Annotated in this window: 15 protein-coding genes; 5 read left to right on the top strand and 10 right to left on the bottom strand. The window is 70.9% G+C overall.

The window, feature by feature from the left end; translation table 11 throughout:
* Positions 1-155 precede the first annotated feature (155 nt).
* Both AC1DW4_RS08850 and AC1DW4_RS08845 read right to left on the bottom strand, forming a co-directional pair.
* Positions 156-737 carry a demethoxyubiquinone hydroxylase family protein gene (locus tag AC1DW4_RS08850; protein ID WP_477016873.1) on the bottom strand — a complete coding sequence of 194 codons (582 nt, stop codon included), beginning with the start codon at positions 735-737 and terminating at the stop codon, positions 156-158.
* A complete protein-coding gene (locus AC1DW4_RS08845) occupies positions 715-1245 on the bottom strand; it encodes a disulfide bond formation protein B (RefSeq protein WP_477016872.1) in 531 nt (176 codons plus the stop codon). The genes AC1DW4_RS08850 and AC1DW4_RS08845 overlap by 23 nt, the downstream gene beginning before the upstream one ends.
* 86 nt (positions 1246-1331) lie before the next feature.
* Here AC1DW4_RS08845 and recQ point away from each other — a divergent pair, with 86 nt between their 5' ends.
* Complete coding sequence (gene recQ, locus AC1DW4_RS08840) at positions 1332-3206, top strand: DNA helicase RecQ (RefSeq protein WP_477016871.1); 1875 nt, start codon at positions 1332-1334, stop codon at positions 3204-3206.
* Between the two features lie 185 nt (positions 3207-3391).
* Here the strand turns inward: recQ and AC1DW4_RS08835 are convergent, their stop codons facing one another.
* Together AC1DW4_RS08835 and AC1DW4_RS08830 are read right to left on the bottom strand one after the other, a co-directional pair.
* The gene (locus tag AC1DW4_RS08835) at positions 3392-3925 is read right to left on the bottom strand and encodes a phosphoribosyltransferase (RefSeq protein WP_477016870.1); all 534 of its coding nucleotides are present in this window, start codon (positions 3923-3925) and stop codon (positions 3392-3394) included.
* Entirely contained in the window at positions 3918-4832 is a 915-nt protein-coding gene (locus AC1DW4_RS08830) for an MJ0042-type zinc finger domain-containing protein (protein ID WP_477016869.1), read from the bottom strand. Before AC1DW4_RS08830 ends, AC1DW4_RS08835 begins: the two co-directional genes overlap by 8 nt.
* Positions 4833-4909: 77 nt before the next feature.
* Here AC1DW4_RS08830 and AC1DW4_RS08825 point away from each other — a divergent pair, with 77 nt between their 5' ends.
* The 4 genes from AC1DW4_RS08825 to AC1DW4_RS08810 are packed head-to-tail and all read left to right on the top strand — an operon-like array spanning position 4910 to position 7877.
* Positions 4910-5620 (top strand): cell division ATP-binding protein FtsE, encoded by a 711-nt coding sequence (locus tag AC1DW4_RS08825; protein ID WP_477016868.1) that lies wholly within the window; start codon positions 4910-4912, stop codon positions 5618-5620.
* A complete protein-coding gene (locus AC1DW4_RS08820; protein ID WP_477016867.1) occupies positions 5617-6540 on the top strand; it encodes a cell division protein FtsX in 924 nt (307 codons plus the stop codon). Before AC1DW4_RS08825 ends, AC1DW4_RS08820 begins: the two co-directional genes overlap by 4 nt.
* Before the next feature lie 9 nt (positions 6541-6549).
* Positions 6550-7176, top strand: a complete 627-nt coding sequence (locus AC1DW4_RS08815) for a YdcF family protein (RefSeq protein ID WP_477016866.1) — start codon at positions 6550-6552, stop codon at positions 7174-7176.
* Positions 7173-7877, top strand: a complete 705-nt coding sequence (locus AC1DW4_RS08810) for a lysophospholipid acyltransferase family protein (protein WP_477016865.1) — start codon at positions 7173-7175, stop codon at positions 7875-7877. The genes AC1DW4_RS08815 and AC1DW4_RS08810 overlap by 4 nt, the downstream gene beginning before the upstream one ends.
* A 96-nt stretch (positions 7878-7973) precedes the next feature.
* Here AC1DW4_RS08810 and hisC read toward each other — a convergent pair whose 3' ends face one another.
* The 6 genes from hisC to AC1DW4_RS08780 form a co-directional block, all read right to left on the bottom strand.
* The gene (hisC, locus tag AC1DW4_RS08805) at positions 7974-9086 is read right to left on the bottom strand and encodes a histidinol-phosphate transaminase (RefSeq protein WP_477016864.1); all 1113 of its coding nucleotides are present in this window, start codon (positions 9084-9086) and stop codon (positions 7974-7976) included.
* Positions 9087-9095: 9 nt separating this feature from the next.
* The gene (locus AC1DW4_RS08800; RefSeq protein WP_477016863.1) at positions 9096-9803 is read right to left on the bottom strand and encodes a hypothetical protein; all 708 of its coding nucleotides are present in this window, start codon (positions 9801-9803) and stop codon (positions 9096-9098) included.
* A gap of 7 nt (positions 9804-9810) precedes the next feature.
* On the bottom strand, positions 9811-10857 hold the full coding sequence (locus AC1DW4_RS08795; protein WP_477016862.1) for a DUF2125 domain-containing protein: 1047 nt from the start codon (positions 10855-10857) through the stop codon (positions 9811-9813).
* A 72-nt stretch (positions 10858-10929) separates the two neighbouring features.
* Positions 10930-12093 (bottom strand): DUF1501 domain-containing protein, encoded by a 1164-nt coding sequence (locus AC1DW4_RS08790; RefSeq protein ID WP_477016861.1) that lies wholly within the window; start codon positions 12091-12093, stop codon positions 10930-10932.
* Positions 12090-13640 (bottom strand): DUF1800 domain-containing protein, encoded by a 1551-nt coding sequence (locus AC1DW4_RS08785; protein WP_477016860.1) that lies wholly within the window; start codon positions 13638-13640, stop codon positions 12090-12092. The genes AC1DW4_RS08790 and AC1DW4_RS08785 overlap by 4 nt, the downstream gene beginning before the upstream one ends.
* 51 nt (positions 13641-13691) lie before the next feature.
* On the bottom strand, positions 13692-16577 hold the full coding sequence (locus tag AC1DW4_RS08780; protein ID WP_477016859.1) for an ATP-dependent DNA helicase: 2886 nt from the start codon (positions 16575-16577) through the stop codon (positions 13692-13694).
* Positions 16578-16581: the final 4 nt, after the last annotated feature.

Here is a 16581-nt window from a genome sequence, read left to right as displayed (position 1 = left end):
TCCGTCTTCGAGCGAAGCGAGAACAGGACCGATGGGGGAACTTTCATCGCAAAGGTTCGGCAAGACAGGCAAGCAGGACTTCCCCCATCGGCCCTGGATCGCTGCGCGATCGACGGGCCGCTTTCCCCCATGAAGAATGGGGGAAGGACTGGTCGCTAGACCCGCTCGCTCACCTTGATCGCGACCTTGCAGCCGGCCTTGATGACGGCGCTGAGCAGGCGATACCCCGGGGCCTCGCGGCTGCCGTGTTCGATGGCGTGGTCGTGGTGGTCCAGTTCCTCCTCGCGGAACTGCGTCAGTTCGGCGGCCAGGTCCGGCTCGCGCTCGGACAGTTCGGCGATCTGGTCGGCATAGTGTTGCTCGATCACGCTCTCGACCGCCTCGGTGCAGGCGTGGGCGGCCTTTTCGCCCATCAGGGCGGTGACGGTGCCCAGCCCCGTGGCGGCCAAGGACCACAGGGGCAGCAGGGCGGTCGGCGCCACGCGGTGTTCGGTCAGCAGGGCGTCGAAGCGCGCCTTGTGCACCGCCTCGCCCGCCTGCATGGCCTCCATGTCGGCGGTCAGCGGACCCTTGCCGGGGGCGTTCCGGAACACCGCCGCCTGGGCCTCGTAGATCTTGACCGCGCCATACTCGCCCGCGTGATCGACGCGCAGGATCTCGGCAAGGCGCCTGCGGGTCTCGCCCCGGCCCGGACGCGGCAGAGGGATCGCGTGATCAGTGTTTAGGGGCTCTGGCATCCTTGGGCCTTTTCGCGGCAAGCAGGCTGAACACCGCCAATGCGGCGGAGATCAGCGCGTTCCATCCTGCCATGGACACGCCCAGGAAGCTCCACGCCACCGCGTCGCACATGGCGATCCGGGTCGGCTCGCCCACGCCCAGGGCCAGCGACGTCAGGCTTTCTAGATCGGCCACCCCGCCGCCGACGCAGGTAGCGGGCAGGCTCCACCACTTCAGCTCGCCCCCGGCGTGAAAGCCGGCCGTGATCGCGCCTGTCGTGAAGATGGCGAACAGCAGGAATGCGGCGATCCGGGGCGTGCCGCGACGCGCCTGGCTGATGATCGCCCAGCCCGTGGCGATCAGGGCGACGGCGACGGCGCCCCAGTAGACCTCGCGCTGCTTGAGGCACAGGTTGCAGGGGCTGAGGCCCGCGAACCGCTCGAAGCCATGGGCAGCCCCCAGCATGGCCAGCGATATGGCCAGGGCGAAGGCGGTCCACCAGCGGGTCAGAAGACGATAGGCGCTCATGTCGATGACCCTAGACGCGCCAAGCGTCGCCGTCGATGCACGAGGCGACGGATGACAGCGCCGGGGGCATCGGGCACAACCCGCCCATGCTGTCCGACTCACCGCTTTCGATGCCCGGCCTCGACGCCGCGCGGCAGACGCTGGAGCGGGTCTGGGGCCATACGGACTTTCGCGGCCTGCAGGCCCGGGTCGTCACCGAGATCATGGCCGGGCGCGACGTGCTGGCCGTGCTGCCGACCGGCGGCGGCAAGAGCGTCTGCTATCAGATCCCCGCGATCCTGAGGCCTGGCCTGGGCCTGGTCGTGTCGCCGCTGATCGCCCTGATGACCGATCAGGTCGAGGCGCTGAGGCAGCAGGGGGTGGCCGCCGCGCGGCTGGATTCGGGCCTGTCGCTGGATGAGCGGACCGCTGTCCTGCGGGCGGCGAAGTCGGGCGAGCTGGACCTGCTGTATGTCTCGCCTGAAGGTTTGGCGTCGGGCGCGCTGCTGGGGCAGCTGCGCGACCTGCCGCTGTCGCTGATCGCCATCGACGAGGCGCACTGCGTCAGTCAGTGGGGCCATGACTTCCGGCCCGACTATCGGACGCTGGGGCGACTGTCGGAGTTCTTTCCCGGGGTGCCGCGCATCGCCGTGACGGCAACGGCCGATGCCCGGACCCGCGACGATATCCTGGCCTCGCTGCACCTGGAAGGCGCGGCGGTCTTCGTCGACAGCTTCGCCCGGCCGAACCTGCAGCTGTCGGCGGTGCGCAAGGAAAGCGCGTCACGCGCCAGGACCGACGCCCATGTGATCGAACTGGTGCGAGCGCGCCGGGGTCAGTCGGGCGTGGTCTATTGCGGGTCGCGCGACGGCTGCGAGCGGGTCGCCGATGCGCTGAAATCGGCGGGCACCAATGCCATCGCCTATCATGCCGGGATGCCGGGGACGGAGCGCGACCGGCGGCTGGAGCGGTTCCTGGCCGAGGACGGCGCGGTGATGGTGGCGACCATCGCCTTCGGCATGGGGGTGGACAAGGCCGACGTGCGCTTCGTCATCCATGCCGATCCCCCGGGCAGCCTGGAAGCCTACTGGCAGGAGATCGGGCGGGCCGGGCGCGACGGCGAACCGGCCGAGGGGATCACCCTGTATGGCCCCTCCGACATCGCCTGGACGCTGCGCCGGCTTGAAACCCGGCCGATGGCCGAGGAGGTCAAGGCGGTCCAGACGCGAAAGGCCCGCCAGCTGTTCGCCATGCTGGACGGCGCGACCTGTCGGCCCCAGGCGGTGCGCCGCTATTTCGGCGAGAGCGATGCGGGCGTCTGTGGCGTCTGCGACATCTGCGCCGACCCCCCGGCCCTGTATGATGCAACCGTTCCGGCCCAGAAGGCGTTGGCGGCGGTGCAGAGGCTGGGCGGGCGGTTCGGGCGCGGCCGGATCGTCGATCACCTGCTGGGCAAGACCAAGGACGTCCAGCCGTGGGAGAGCGACCTGTCCACCTGGGGCATCGGCAAGGACATCGCGCCCAGTGGCTGGCGCGACATCGTCGATCACCTGCTGTTCGAAGGGTTGCTGCTGGAAGACCCAAACGACGGGAAGCCGCTGGTCGGACTGGGCGACGCCGAGGCCGTGCGCGCGGTCTATCGGGGGGAACGGGCCATCGAGGTCCGCCGCACGCCCCCGGGCTTCGATGCCGGGGCGCGGTCGGGCAATCCGCGGACCCGGACCCGCAATGACAGGAACGCCGCCGTCGAGGCGCTGGACGCCGATGTCCGGGCACGGTTCGAGACGCTGCGCGCGTGGCGGCGCGACCGCGCGGCCGAACAGCATGTGCCGCCCTATGTGATCTTTCAGGACAAGACGCTGCTGGAGATCGCACAGCGCGAGCCGGGGTCGCTGGACGCGCTCGCGGCGATTGCAGGCGTGGGGCAGTCCAAGATCGATCGCTATGGCAAGGGCGTGCTGCAGGCGCTGGGCGCGATCTAGGCTTCCCTCTCCCATAGGGAGAGGGCTTGAGGTTCGGAGAGCGCAGCGATCCGCAAAACGAAAGGGTGAGGGGTCAAGACCTCACCGGCTCACACCTTAACCCCTCACCCTTTCGCGCAACACCGATCGCCTGACGGCTCTCGGGCGCTCAAGCACTCTCCCGATGGGAGAGGGGGCTGCGATGGCTAATCCAGCGCGCAGATGTCTGGGAGGCCCCGCAAAGTCCCGGCGTGATCCAGTCCGTATCCGACCAGGAACCGGTTGGGGGCCTCCCAACCGACGAAGTCTGGCTCGGGCGCGCGCGGCAGGGGCCAGGGTTTGCGGGCGAAAACGCAGGTGAGCACCGACGCTGCGCCGGCTTCCTTCGCGATGCGGACGGCCTCGGCGAGCGACAGGCCGGTGTCGAACACGTCGTCCAGGATCAGGACCTTGCGACCCTCGAGCGAGCGCTGGAAGGGTGCGTAGACGTCGATGCGACCACGGCTGGTCTTGTCGTCACCATATGAGGCCAGCCACAGGGCGTCGAAGCGGACGTTCCGGCCGACCCGCGACAGCGCCCGTGTCAAGTCGGCCGCGAACCACAGGCCGCCGGTCAGCAGGACGGCCGCGACCGTGTCGTCGTCGACGGCGGGCGCGATGCGGGCCGCGAGATCGGCGACGACCTGCGCGATCTCGGCTTCGGACAGAAGGACTTGGGGCGTCTGGGGGAGGTCAGCCATGCGAGGCGGATACCGCCTCGGCCCCATGCGTGTCCACGGCGTCGTGATGCTGTTCGACCACGGGCGCTGCATCGACCGGTTCGGCATGAGACGCCGGGGCCGCCTCGATCAGGGCCGGGCGCAGGCCGTGCTCGTCGGGCGTCGGAAGGGGCCGGGCATGGGGTGCCGGGCCATGGGTGCCCCCTGCCGGAGCGTCCTCGCCGTGGCTGGACGGTTCGGAGCCCACGAACGCGACGCCAACGTCGACGCCGTGGGCACCGGGATCCTGGATCAGGGCCGCGAACCCCTGGACGCCTCCGGGCAGGACGGGAGCCTCTTCGAGCTGAATGACGGCGTGACCGACCTCGGCGCCATGCTCGTCCAGCAGGGCGACGCGGACGGCGGGGGCGACGATTTCCCGATCGCGCACATTGCGCAGGGCTCCGGACACCACGACCGTGTCCGGGCGGTTCGGCAGGGTCTTGGCGGACAGAGCTTCGAATTCGAGCCCGACCGCATTCACCGGCGATCCGATCTTGGCATAGGCGGCGGCCGCTCGCGGATACATCTGGACCACGTCGACGCGGAACAGCCAGCCGGCCCCGATCAACCCGACGAACAGACTGGCCAGACCGGCCCAGACCACGCCGTGGGTCGCGGCCCGGCGCAGGCGGCGCTGCTGCTCGGCCCGGGCGCGGAAGGCCTTGGGCAGTTCGGGCGCGGGCGTCTCCGGCGCGACGGCGGGGGCTTCTTCGAACGATCGGCTCTCGACCGGAGCTGCGGTCTCCGCCGTCAGATCCAGCGGTTCCTCGTTCGTGGCCAGCCAGACGTGAGCGCAGGACTGGCAGCGCACCTTGCGTCCGGCGGGCGGAATCGCGCCGTCGGGCGTGAAATAGCTGGTGGCGCAGGACGGGCAGGTCAGTATCATGGCCGTGCCTTACGAGGCTGTTCGCGCAGCCCCCTCCCTGTCGGAGCGCGCCGCGCCCCCGTCCCTGAATCGAATCGATGCCTCGTCCGCCCCGTCGCGCCGCCGACCCTGCGCCTTCGCCCGAGACCGTCCGCCTGTCGGGCGTCGGGTTCGGCTATGCGGAAAGGCCCGACGTGCTGCGGGACGTTAACCTCATCTTGCCGCGCGGCTCTTTCCACTTCCTTACCGGGGCGTCCGGGGCGGGAAAGTCGTCACTGTTGAAGCTGCTGACGCTGGCGGAGGTGCCGACGTCCGGGCGCATCGCCCTGTTCGGGGACGAGGTGGGCCAGATCGCGCGTCGGGATCGCCCCGCCTATCGCCGCCGGATGGGGGTGGTGTTTCAGGATTTCCGCCTGCTGGATCACCTCAGCGTGTTCGACAACGTCGCCCTGCCCCTTCGCCTGCGGGGTCGAAAGCCTGCCGACTATGCCGGGGACGTGGCCGAGATGCTGGCGTGGGTCGGGCTGTCCGATCGGGCCGAGGGCCTGCCCACGGCTCTGTCGGGCGGCGAGAAGCAGCGTCTGGCCATCGCCCGGGCGGTCATGGCGGGACCCGAGCTGATCCTGGCCGACGAGCCGACCGGCAGCGTCGATGCCGCGATGGCGCAGCGGCTGCTGAAACTGTTCCAGTCCATGAACCGGATGGGCACCACCATCCTGATCGCCAGCCACGACGAGGCCCTGGCCAAGGCGTCTGGCGCACTGCTCCTGCGACTGGCCGACGGGCGGGTGACGGCGGTGAAGCCGTGATCCGCTGGTCCACCCTGTTCGGGCCGGGGGCGGTGCCAAAACCGGTGCGCCCCGAACGCGGCCTGCTGCCCCGGGACGCCGCCGGCGAGCAGGCGTTGGGCGCGTTGATCGCCGTCCTCTGTTTCCTCGCCTGCCTGGCGGCCGTGGGGACGCTGGCGGCGGATCGGGCGTCGCATGGCTGGGCGCGCGCGTTGCGGGCGGAGGCGACCGTGCAGGTGCGGCCCCGCGTCAGCGAGACCGGCTCGGCCGCCGCTGCACGCGCCGCCGAGACGCTGGGCGGTGTCGATGGGGTCGAGGAGGCGGTGGCCATGGACCGGGACGCGGCCGAGGCCCTGTTGCGGCCCTGGATGGGCGAGGCGGTGCTGGCGGACCTGCCCATCCCGTTTCTGGTCACCGTGAGGCTCGAGGCCTCGGCTCCCGCCAGCGCGCTCAGCCTGAGCCGCGCCCTGGCCGAGGCGGGGATCGACGCGACGGTGGACGACCACAGCCTGTGGCGGGGCGAGGTCGAGCGGTCGGCGGGGGTGATCTCGCTGCTGGCGCTGGCGGCCTTCCTGGCGACCGCCTTCGCGGCGGGGGCGGCCATCGCCTATGCGACGCGAGCCGGGCTGGAGACGCGACGCGGCGTGATCGAGACCCTGAGCCTGTCGGGAGCCACGGACGCGAGCATCGTCTGGCTGTTCCAGCGCCGGTTCGGCCTTCTGGCGGCGGCATCGGGCGCGGTGGGTGCCGCTGTCGCCATGCTGCTGATCGGGGCCTTGCGGGCGTTGGGCGGGGACGCGGGCCTGACCCCTGCCCTCCCCCTGGCCTGGAGCGACATCGTCCTGCTGACCTGTTGCCCTTTTGTCGCCGCTACGGTGGCGCTTGGTTCGGCGTGGCTCGCGGCGGGCGCGGCCCTTGGCGGGCGGGTCCGGCCTGATTAGAGATAAGGCATGAAGTTTCTGGCGCTTGTGGGGATCGTCGGTCTGATCTGGCTCGTAGGGCTGTTCGCCTTCGCAGACCGGGTGCGCGGCCTGACGCCCGCCGACGAGCCCGCGCGCGCCGATGGCATCGTCGCCCTGACGGGTCCCTCGGCCGAGCGGGTCAATGCCGCCGTCCGCCTGCTGGAACAGGACAAGGGCGAGCGGGTGCTGATCTCGGGCGTCAACCGCGAGGTCCGCCGCCAGGAACTGAACGCCCTGACGCCCGGCTCTACCCGCCTGTTCAACTGCTGCGTCGACCTGGGCTTCGAGGCCGAGGACACGGGCGGCAACGCCCAGGAGATCGCCGCCTGGGCCGCGTCCAAGCATTACACCTCGCTGATCGTGGTCACCTCCGACTACCACATGCCGCGTTCGCTGCTGGAGATCCGCAGCGCGGCGCCGGATCTGAAACTGACGCCCTATGCCGTCTCCACGCCGTCGCTGGACAACTCGCGCTGGTGGCGGGCGGCGGTGACGGCGCGGCGCATGACGCTGGAATACATGAAGTATCTGGCCGTCCTGGCGCGCGAAGCATTGCACAAGGTGGTCGGGCACGACGAACGGCCCGCGACACCCGAAGAGGCATCCGCGTCTTGATCGCCCTGCGTTCCCTGGTCTTCGTGGCATGGCTTTATCTGTCGCTGGCCCTGTTCGCCGTCGGCATGTCGCCGGCGCTGGTCCTGCCGCACCGGTTCGCGCTGGGCGTGGTCAAGGCTTGGGCGCGGTTCGTCCTGTTCGGCCTGCGGTGGATCGCGGGTGTGAAGGTGGAGTTCCGGGGGCTGGAGCACCGGCCCACCGGCCGCGCCCTGCTCGCCTGCAAGCATCAGGGGATGCTGGACATCATCATCCCCTTCGTCGTGCTGGAGGACCCCTGCATCATCACCAAGAAGGAGCTGATGATCCTGCCCTTCTTCGGCTGGTTCGCCTGGAAGACGAAGATGATCTCGGTCGACCGGTCCGCCGCGTCCAAGGCGCTGCGCGACATGGTCAAACAGGCCCGCGATCGCGTCGCCGAGGGTCGCCAGATCTGGATCTTCCCCGAAGGCACCCGCGCGCCGGTCGGCTCGGTGCCCGACTACAAGCCCGGCGTCGCGGCCCTGTACCGCGACATCGGCAGCCCCTGCTGGCCCGTGGCGACCAACGCCGGCGTCCACTGGCCCGCCCACGGCTTCCGCCGCTATCCGGGCACGGTGGTCTACGAGTTCCTGCCGCCCATCGAGGCGGACCTGAAACGCGCCGTGTTCATGGCCGAGCTGGAACGCCGGATAGAAACGGCGTCGAACGCGCTGCTGAAATAGCGCAGGCCCTCGCTCCAGCAGCGGGAAACCGCGTTCGCGCTCGACCTGACACCCGCTCAAGCAGCGAGCGACCGCGTCGCTCGCGTTAGCGCTCTTCTAGGATGCCGCGAACTCGCTCAGTGCATCGATGACCGCGCGGTTCTGGTCCTCGGTGCCCACCGTGATCCGCAGGCCGTTGTGGATGCCGTAACCGCCGACGGCGCGGACGATGATGCCCTTGGCGTTCAGCAGGTCGTTGGCGGCGGCTGCGGTGCGCCTGGGGTCCGGGAACAGGACCAGGATGAAGTTGCCGGCCGAGGGCAGGACCTCGAAGCCAAAGCCGCGGATGGCCTGGGTCAGGCGGGGCCGCCAGGTCTGGACCAGCTCGCGCGAGGCCTTCTGGTGGGCTTCATCGGCGATCGCGGCGGTGGCGGCGTCCAGGCCGGGGACCGAGACGTTGAACGGCAGTCGGATGCGATCGACCGCTTCGGCCACCGCAAGGGGCGCATAGCCGAAGCCGATGCGCAGGCCGCCCAGGCCGTGAATCTTGGAGAAGGTGCGAGTGACGACGACATTGGCGGCCTCGCGGGCCAGCGGCAGGGCCGTCTCCCAGTCCGGCTCGACCACGAACTCGGCATAGGCCTCGTCGATGACCAGCAGGATATGGGGCGGCAGGGCCTCGTGAAGCCGACGGATCTCTTCGCCCGAGTTCCAGCTGCCGGTCGGGTTCGAGGGGTTGGAGACGTAGACGATCTTGGTGCGGTCATCGACCTGTTCCAGCAGGGCATCGACCTCGGCCTTGTAGCCGGGCTCGGGGGCCAGCTTGACCTGGGCCTCGCAGCCCAGGGCGCTGATGCGATAGGCCAGGAAGCCGTACTGGCCGGTGACGATGTTGTCGCCGGGCGACAGATAGGTCTGGTTCAGCAGGGCGAAGACCTCGTCGGACCCATTGCCGAAAATCAGCCGGTCCGGCTCCAGTCCATGATGGTCGGCGACGGCGGTGCGCAGCTTTCCGGCGCGACCGTCCGGATACAGATGGATAGACTTCAACGCCGCCTCATAGGCGGCCCGCGCCAGCGGCCCCGCGCCCAGCGCATTCTCGTTGGACGACAGCTTCATCGGCTCGGCGACACCGACCAGGGTCGACTTGCCACCGACATAGGGGGCGATGTCCAGGATGCCGGGCTTGGGAGCGGGTGCGGTCGTGACGGGTCCGGTCGAGGGGGTCATGCGGTCATCTCAGAACAGGGGGGCGGCGCCGATCACGCCCTTCAGGGCGCCGGGGGCTGCCGAGAGCCGCCCGTCTTCGGCCTGCACATAGCCCGCCAGCATGAACAGCTTCAACCCGCCTGCGGAGGCCAGTGGACGGGCGACGAAGCCGCAGGTGCCCAGGGCGTCCACGATCCGCGCGTCGGGCAGGCGCGCATCGGTGACCCAGAAGGTGCGGTCCTCGCCCGTCGGGCCGGTCGGGGCGGCGGCGACCCGAAGCGCGGCCGGGACACCGTGGCGGTCGTCCGGCAGGGCGGAGATGACGCGTAGCTCCGGCCGGGCCAGCAATTTGCCCCACCAGGGTCGGGGAGACGCGATATCGATCAGGGCATGAGCTCCACCCGCCACCTGGGCCAGGGCGGCGTCGGGGTCGGCGACGGCGCGCGCGGACAGGCCGAACCGGTCGGCGGCCAGAAGCGACGCTGCCGGTCCGGCGACGATCAGAGACGGCCCGGCCTGGGCCTCGATCCGCCCCCACAGGGCGCGGAGCATGGCGGCCTGATGCACGTCGTCGGCCTCGGCCAGCAGCGAGCGCAGGGCCAGGGTCGACGCGTCGGGACTGGCGTCCTCGCCCGCGGCCAGCCGCGCGGTCAGGGCTTCGATCAGCGCGTGATCCAGCTTCAGCCGGTCGGTGTCGACCCGGGATTCCTCCAGCAGGGCACCGTGCTTTCGGGCCATCGCCGCCTCAGAACAGCTTGGGGGCCGGGGCCAGGGCGAAGGGACCCAGGAAGGTCCGGCCGTCGCGGAAGACGAGCGACAGGTTCACGTCCTCATTGCCCTGGACCGCCGCAGCGGCGGTCGCCCCGGCCGCGCCCGCGCGGTTGACCGCCCCAGATCCGGAGCCCGCCAGACCGGCGATGGCGGCCATCGGCTGTTTGGCCTGGAGGGCGACCACACCCTGAAGTCTGCCATCTGGCGTGGCCGACAGGACATCGCTGGACAGGGTGGCGCGGCTATCGCCCGCCGACAGCTCACCCCGCACGGCGGTGAAGCGCCCGCCCGCGCGGGTCCAGGCCGAGAAGATGCCCGCCGCGTCGGCTCCCTGCAGCCGGTTGGCGTCCTCGACCACCGTCTCGATCTGGGCGGTCAGCTTGCCGTTGCGGGCCATGCCCTCGACCGGACCGCCAGGGCGACCCTCCGCGTCGATCAGGCGGAACAGCACGTCGACGCTGTTCTCCACCCCCGGCGTGGTCGAGGGAGCCAGATGGGGGCGCAGATAGAATTCGATCTTCTCGGCGCGAGAGATGGGAAAGGCCTCGGCCCCCCGGTGGACGGTGAAGACCGGCTGCTGCAGCTCAACCGCCAGATTGGGCCAGCGCTGGGTCAGGCCGTGGACGCTGGCGCGGATATACCGGCCCCGGATCGCCACCTTGCCCTTGCCCGCGCGGTTCAGGACGAGGCCGTCGTCGGCGGCGATCACCCATTTGTCGGGGTTCCAGGCATTGGCCTCGGCCGCCAGGTCGGGGGCCGCCAGAGCATGACCGGACGGAGCGGTGACCGACACGTTCTCGGCCTCCAGCCGGACCCGGAACGGCCAGCCGGTCGTGCCGAGGCCGGTATAGACAACGGTCCAGCCGGAGCCCCGCATGGCCTGGACCTGCGTTTCCAGTCGGTCCTGGATTTGATGGGCAAGGTAGAACCACCAGCCCGACCAGGCGGCGAGGGCGATCAGGAACAGCCCGATCGGCGCGAACAGGCCGGAGCGTTTGTGGCGGGGAGCGGCGTCAGTCATGGGGGCCTTTTGGCGCATCTGATCTCGCGTGGCGAGACCAGGCGACATTCGAAGACCGGGCTCATGGACCGATCAGGCCAGACCGTCCAGCGTGGGGGCTTCGACGGCGCTGGCGGGAAAGACGCGCGCGTCCAGCGCAGCCCGGTCGACACCCAGATGGTCCCGAAGCACGCCCTTGAACACCGAGCGGATGTCCAGCGTCGGCGTCAGGTCGCGGCCCTCGAACAGGCGGTTCTCGGCCAGGGTGGGCCAATCGCCGATCATTCCGCCCGACTTCAGCGCCCCGCCCGCCAGCAGCAGGGCCGAGCCGGTGCCGTGGTCGGTGCCGCCCGTCCCGTTCGCGCGCGCGGTGCGGCCGAACTCGGTGGCGATGACGACCACAGTCCGGCTCCAGTCCTCGCCCAGGCCCACGCGCAGACCCGACACCACCTGATCCAGCCCGGTCAGCCGCGTCTGCAGCTGCCCTACCTGACGCGCATGGGTGTCCCAGCCGTCGACGGAAAGGGCGACGACGTCGGCCCCTTCCGGGCCGGTCATCAGGCGGGCCACGGCCTGGCCCAGACCCGCGACGTCGTTGCGGGCCAGGCGCGCGTCTCCGCCCATCGCCATGGCCTGGGCCTCGGTCTGCAGCCCGGCGGCGAGGTTGTCGGCCAGCAGGCGGTCCTCGACATAAAGGTCCTGCAGCAGAGAGGCGATCCGGTCCTCCGCCCCTGTCCGTCCGCCGGGGGCCCAGCTGGAAGCGGCGGCGGCACCGCGCAGGATCAAGGGCGTCTGCGCACCGATCGACAGGCCTTTCAGCCCGCCGGTCGCGGCCAGAGCCCGGTTCAACCAGCCATCGGTCTGTTGTCTCAGACCCTCGCCGCCATTCTCCAGCACGTCCTGGGCGTCGAAATGCGAGCGGACGCGAACGGGGATGGCCACGGCCGGGGCGAACCGCATCTGACCCTGCCCGTGCAGCGCGTGCAGCCCGGCCAGCGACGGATGCAGGCCGAACCCGTCGGACAGGGCCAGGCTGTCCTCGATCGCCAGTGCTCCGCGCAGGGGCCGGTAGTTCGGGTCATCTTTCGGAACCACGACGGACAGGCCGTCCATGGCCCCTCGGGCGATGACGACGACAAGCTTGTTTCGCGGTCCGGAGCCGCTCTGGGCACCCGCCTGTCCGGCGAAGGCGAGGCTGACGCCGGCGGCAGAAGCCCCCAGCAGGAACCGGCGGGTGAGATCGAGGGAGCGGGTCATCGGCGCTGAAACTCCGGCGACATGAGGAACAGGGTGAAGGCTTCGGGGCGACTTTCGGCGCGGGCCACGGCCATGCGGGAGCGCTCGCCCAGGCGCGGCCCCAGGGCCGAGGCGGCGACCGCGTTGGGGTCGGAGGCCTGCACCAGGTCGGCCGCCGCGCGTGACCAGTCCAGCCGCTTGACCAGGGCGTCCGGCCCGGCCCAGTCGGCGGCGGTATCGGGCCACCCCTCGGGCGAGGGCGCGCTCAGCGGCGGCTGACCCATGGCGATCAGGGCCTGGCGCAGGGTCTGGGCCTGCTGCGGCTCGGCCCCGAAGGCCCGGTGGGCCGAGATGACGAAATCATAGGGCGTCTTGACCTTGGCGGGAGCGGGTTGCCAGGCCTCTGGCGCCACGATCAGGGCGCGGGCGACGGCGGAGAGATCGCCGCCCGACGTCGTCCAGGCCCGCTCCAGCGTCGCCACCAGGGCGGGCGGCGGTTCGTCGGCCACGAAGTGCGCGGCAATCTTGCGGGCCAGGCGGCGCGCGGTCTCGGGGCGGTTGGCGAGATCCTTCAGGATCGCCTCGCCCTGCGCGCGCCCGGTGTCGGCATGGCGGCGGCCCAGCACGGTGCGCTCGCCCGGCTCATGGACGATGGCCCGATAGACGAAGCCGTTGGCACCCGGCTCGCCCGCGATCGCCTGGGCCAGGCCGCGTCGCCCGCGTCCCCTGCCCTGCCCGCCGCCCCGGCCCGCACCAGCAATGGCATCGCGAGCGGCGGGGATCGACCAGCCGGTCAGGGCGCGGGCGAACTCGGTCACGTCGGCCTGGGTGTAGCCGGCATCGGAGCCGACGGTGTGCAGCTCCATAATCTCGCGCGCCAGGTTCTCGTTCAGCCCGGCATTGCGGCGTTGACCGGCGACGCTGTTCGGGCCCACGGACTGGGCCTGGTCCAGGTAGAGCAGCATGGCGGGGTGCTGTTCCGCCGCCAGGGCCAGGGTCTCGAACCGGCCGAAGACGTTCGGGCGGATCGCCTCGCGCTCATAGGAATCCAGGAAGATCGCTGACTGGAATTTGGTGGCCGAAGCGGTGAAATGGTTGGCCCAGAACAGGGCCCATCGCTCGGCGAAGCCGTCGGGTGTGGTCGCCGCCAGCCTGGCGCGCGCCAGCAAGGCATCGGCGGCGTCACGCGTCAGCGCCTGACGACCCTCACGCCGCGCATCGAAGGCGGCCTGGGCGGCGGGGTCCATCGGGCGAGATCCATCGGCCTGGTCCTGCGTCGCCATGCCGGTCGGCGAGGATGCCTCCATATCGGTGGCCGTCTCGCCGCCGGACGGGCGGCGGGTCTGGCGTCGCGCCTGACCGTCCTGGCGATACGACAGGAAGGCCTGCACCTGGTCGCTGGATGAGGGAAACCGCCCCGGAGGCACCGGGGTACCGGTCGGGCGGATCTGCGTCTGGAGCCAACCGGTCGGATCGGCCGCGACCCGTTCGATCTCTCCGGGGCGGGCACCCATGCCGAACCGGGTCAGGGCGATGGCGGCGTTCAGGGTGGTGTCGTTCTGCGGCATGGTTCGCATCCGATCGATCCCGTTCGATGGAGATGAAACGGCGCAGGAGCGTTAATCCGTCGCCGCCTGGCTCAGGAACCCGCGCGTCACCTCGATCGCCTCGACCAGGCTCATGCGCTGCACCTCGGTGCCCGGCGGCAGGGCCGCGAACAGGCGGGTCGGGGTGGCGGCGTCCAGCATGACGAAGACCCCCTTGTCGTCGGCGCGCCGGATCAGGCGGCCGAACGCCTGGGCGATCCGCGCCCGGGCCAGGGCGTCGTCATATCCCCGACCCTTGTCGGACATCCCGCCGAACTTCTCGCGCCGCGCCTTGTGCAGCAGGTCGGGGCGGGGCCAGGGGACGCGGTCGAAGGCGAGGAGGCGCAAGGACCGACCGGGCACATCGACGCCGTCGCGGACGGCATCGGTGCCCAGCAGGCAGCTGTCCTGTTCGGCGCGGAAGATGTCGACCAGGGCACCGACCTCCAGCGGATCGACATGCTGGGCGTAGAGCGGGATCTGAGCCTTGGCCAGATCGGGGCCGAGCCGCTCGTAGACCGCCTTCAGCCGGCGGATGGCGGTGAACAGGCCCAGCCCCCCGCCTCCGGACGCCAGGAACAGCTCGCGCATGGCCGCCGCCGTCTGGCGCGGGTCGTCCTTGGCCACGTCGTTGACGACGATGACCCGGCTGTTCGACGCATAATCGAACGGGCTTTCGACCTTCAGCGTCCGCGCCGGCTCGATCAGCCGGGCCGCACCTGTCCGCATCCGGGCCATGCCGAACAGGTCGCCGCCCGCGGCCTCGGCGATCGGGTCGGACAGCGTCGCAGAGGTCACCAGCACGCCGTGGCTGGGAAGGATGACGGCGGCCTCCAGCGGCACCGTCGGGTCGATCCAGTGGCGACGCAGGGCCACGTCGTGGATGCGGCCAAACGCCGTCTCGACCGACACCCAGTCGACGAAATCGGGGTCCGGTTCGTCGCCGCCGTCCTGAAGCGCCGCCAGCATCGAGCGCCAGCCCGGCAGGGTCATGCGGGCGCGACGGTCGAGGCCGCGCAAGGCCCCCTCGATCCGGGCGCGGGCGGACCCATCCAGCTCGGCCGCCTCGTCGTCGAGGATGTCCTCCAGATGCCGGGCCAGGGCCAGCAGCGGGGCTTCGACCGCGGCGATGGCCTGGGCGGCGGATCGGGCGGTCTCCAAAAGGGGCTCGGTCGCGGGCCGGACGGCGCATTCGGTACCGAACTCCGATGACCCTGAGGAGGCCGCCTCCGACGTCCGCGCGCGGATCTGCTCCAGCGCGGCCATCAGGAACTGTTCGATCGGCCCGACCGGATTGACCTCGCCCGACGGCGGCGCGATGCGGCCGGAGATGCCTTCGCCCGGCAGGGCGGCGGCCGCGCGGATAGCGTCCTGCAGCGCCTTCGCCGCCGCCTCGTTGTCGGCGCACAGGTCGCCCAGCCGCTGTTCCAAGCCGCGCCCTCTGCGGCCGCGTCCCTCCGGGCCCCGGATCCAGCGCCGCAGCTCGGCCGCCTCCTGGCCCGACAGACAGGCGGAAAACGCCGAATCCGCCGCGTCGAACAGATGGTGGCCCTCGTCGAAGACGATGCGTTTCAGGGCCGCGGTCTCTCCGTCCTGCTTCAGGCCCCGCGCCGAACGGGCGCCGTCGAAGGCGGCCTGGGTCATGACCAGGGCGTGGTTGGCGACGACCAGATCGGCCCGGCGACTGGCCCGGATGGTCTTCTCCACGAAACAGGTGCGGTAGTGGGGGCAGGCCGCGTGGACGCATTCGCCGCGCCGGTCCACCAGATTGCCAGCCGACGCCTGCTGCGCCGTGGGGGTGGCGAACAGGCCGGGCAGCCAGCCGGGGAAGTCGCCGCCGGTCATGTCGCCGTCGCGGCTGTGCAAGGCCCAGCGGCTGGTCAGGGCCAGGCCGATCAGGTCGCCGTTGCCCAACTGCGCCGCCTGAACCATGTCCTGAAGATTCAGCAGGCACAGGTAGTTTTCGCGGCCCTTACGAACCACGGTCTTCCGCCTCCGTTCGGCGGGGTCCGGCCACAGGGCGGCGCTCTCGCGGTCGATCTGGCGTTGCAAAGCGCGTGTATACGTAGACACCCAGGCCGCACCCTGATTGCGCTCGGCCCACAGGGAGGCGGGGGCCAGATAACCCAGCGTCTTCCCGGTCCCGGTGCCGGCCTCGGCCAGCAGCATGCGGGGGCGGCCCTCCTCGTTGCGGGGAGAAAAGGCGTAGGCGGCCTCGGCGGCATAGTCGGACTGGGTCGGGCGCGTCTCGTCGAGGCCGGACGCCTGCAGCAGTTTTTCCAGCCGGATGCGGGCGGATTCCGAGTCCACAGGGGCTGACCCCGCCTCCCCGCGTGGCGCCTCGTCCTCCCACTCCGCCAGGCGCGACCAGGCGTCGAGGCCCGAGCCGCGATACTGACGCTGACGCAGAGGTCCGGCCTGAAGCGCGCCGGTGACACGGTCTGCCCAGGACCAGCCCGCGCGGCCCAGCGTCTCGGCCAGGGTGAAGGCGTCCTCGCGGTTCGGATAGGCCGGGTCGGCCAGTTCCTTCAGCAGGACGGCCGCAGCGTCGCGCAGCGCGGCGGCCTGCGCCTCCGCGCCCTTGGGTTCGGCCATCCCGAGGGCGAGCGCCAGCCCGCTCGGCGACGGCGCGCAGAACATCGCCGGCCGCACGAAGGCCCACAACTCCAGCACGTCGAGCAGGTCAGGCGACCGGGGCGGTGGGGACAGCCCGAGACGCCGCGCCGTCAGCGAGGCATGCGCCACCAGCACCGGCCCGCCCGTGAAAACGCCCTCCGCCGCACCCCGCCCGATCTTACGCGCTCCCTCGTCATCGCAGATCGCCCCCGCGCCGGGCGGCACAGCCAGTGTGGGCGGCAGGACCAGCCACGGCTTGGCACCGGTCAGGTCGTGTCTGGCGATGAGGGATTCGTCTTGCACGTCG

It is taken from the genome of Brevundimonas sp. P2_A6 (assembly GCF_056404975.1).
The sequence above is the reverse complement of the archived record's forward strand: the minus strand, read 5'-3'. Positions and strand labels throughout refer to the sequence as shown.

What these genes read in the sequence shown, in the direction of transcription:
- recQ (WP_477016871.1), top strand. Translation starts at nt 1,332, where the DNA reads ATGCTGTCCGACTCACCGCTTTCGATGCCCGGCCTCGACGCCGCGCGG.
- AC1DW4_RS08845 (WP_477016872.1), bottom strand. Translation starts at nt 1,245, where the DNA reads ATGAGCGCCTATCGTCTTCTGACCCGCTGGTGGACCGCCTTCGCCCTG.
- AC1DW4_RS08795 (WP_477016862.1), bottom strand. Translation starts at nt 10,857, where the DNA reads ATGACTGACGCCGCTCCCCGCCACAAACGCTCCGGCCTGTTCGCGCCG.
- AC1DW4_RS08790 (WP_477016861.1), bottom strand. Translation starts at nt 12,093, where the DNA reads ATGACCCGCTCCCTCGATCTCACCCGCCGGTTCCTGCTGGGGGCTTCT.
- AC1DW4_RS08785 (WP_477016860.1), bottom strand. Translation starts at nt 13,640, where the DNA reads ATGCCGCAGAACGACACCACCCTGAACGCCGCCATCGCCCTGACCCGG.
- AC1DW4_RS08815 (WP_477016866.1), top strand. Translation starts at nt 6,550, where the DNA reads ATGAAGTTTCTGGCGCTTGTGGGGATCGTCGGTCTGATCTGGCTCGTA.
- AC1DW4_RS08850 (WP_477016873.1), bottom strand. Translation starts at nt 737, where the DNA reads ATGCCAGAGCCCCTAAACACTGATCACGCGATCCCTCTGCCGCGTCCG.
- hisC (WP_477016864.1), bottom strand. Translation starts at nt 9,086, where the DNA reads ATGACCCCCTCGACCGGACCCGTCACGACCGCACCCGCTCCCAAGCCC.
- AC1DW4_RS08830 (WP_477016869.1), bottom strand. Translation starts at nt 4,832, where the DNA reads ATGATACTGACCTGCCCGTCCTGCGCCACCAGCTATTTCACGCCCGAC.
- AC1DW4_RS08825 (WP_477016868.1), top strand. Translation starts at nt 4,910, where the DNA reads ATGCCTCGTCCGCCCCGTCGCGCCGCCGACCCTGCGCCTTCGCCCGAG.
- AC1DW4_RS08800 (WP_477016863.1), bottom strand. Translation starts at nt 9,803, where the DNA reads ATGGCCCGAAAGCACGGTGCCCTGCTGGAGGAATCCCGGGTCGACACC.
- AC1DW4_RS08835 (WP_477016870.1), bottom strand. Translation starts at nt 3,925, where the DNA reads ATGGCTGACCTCCCCCAGACGCCCCAAGTCCTTCTGTCCGAAGCCGAG.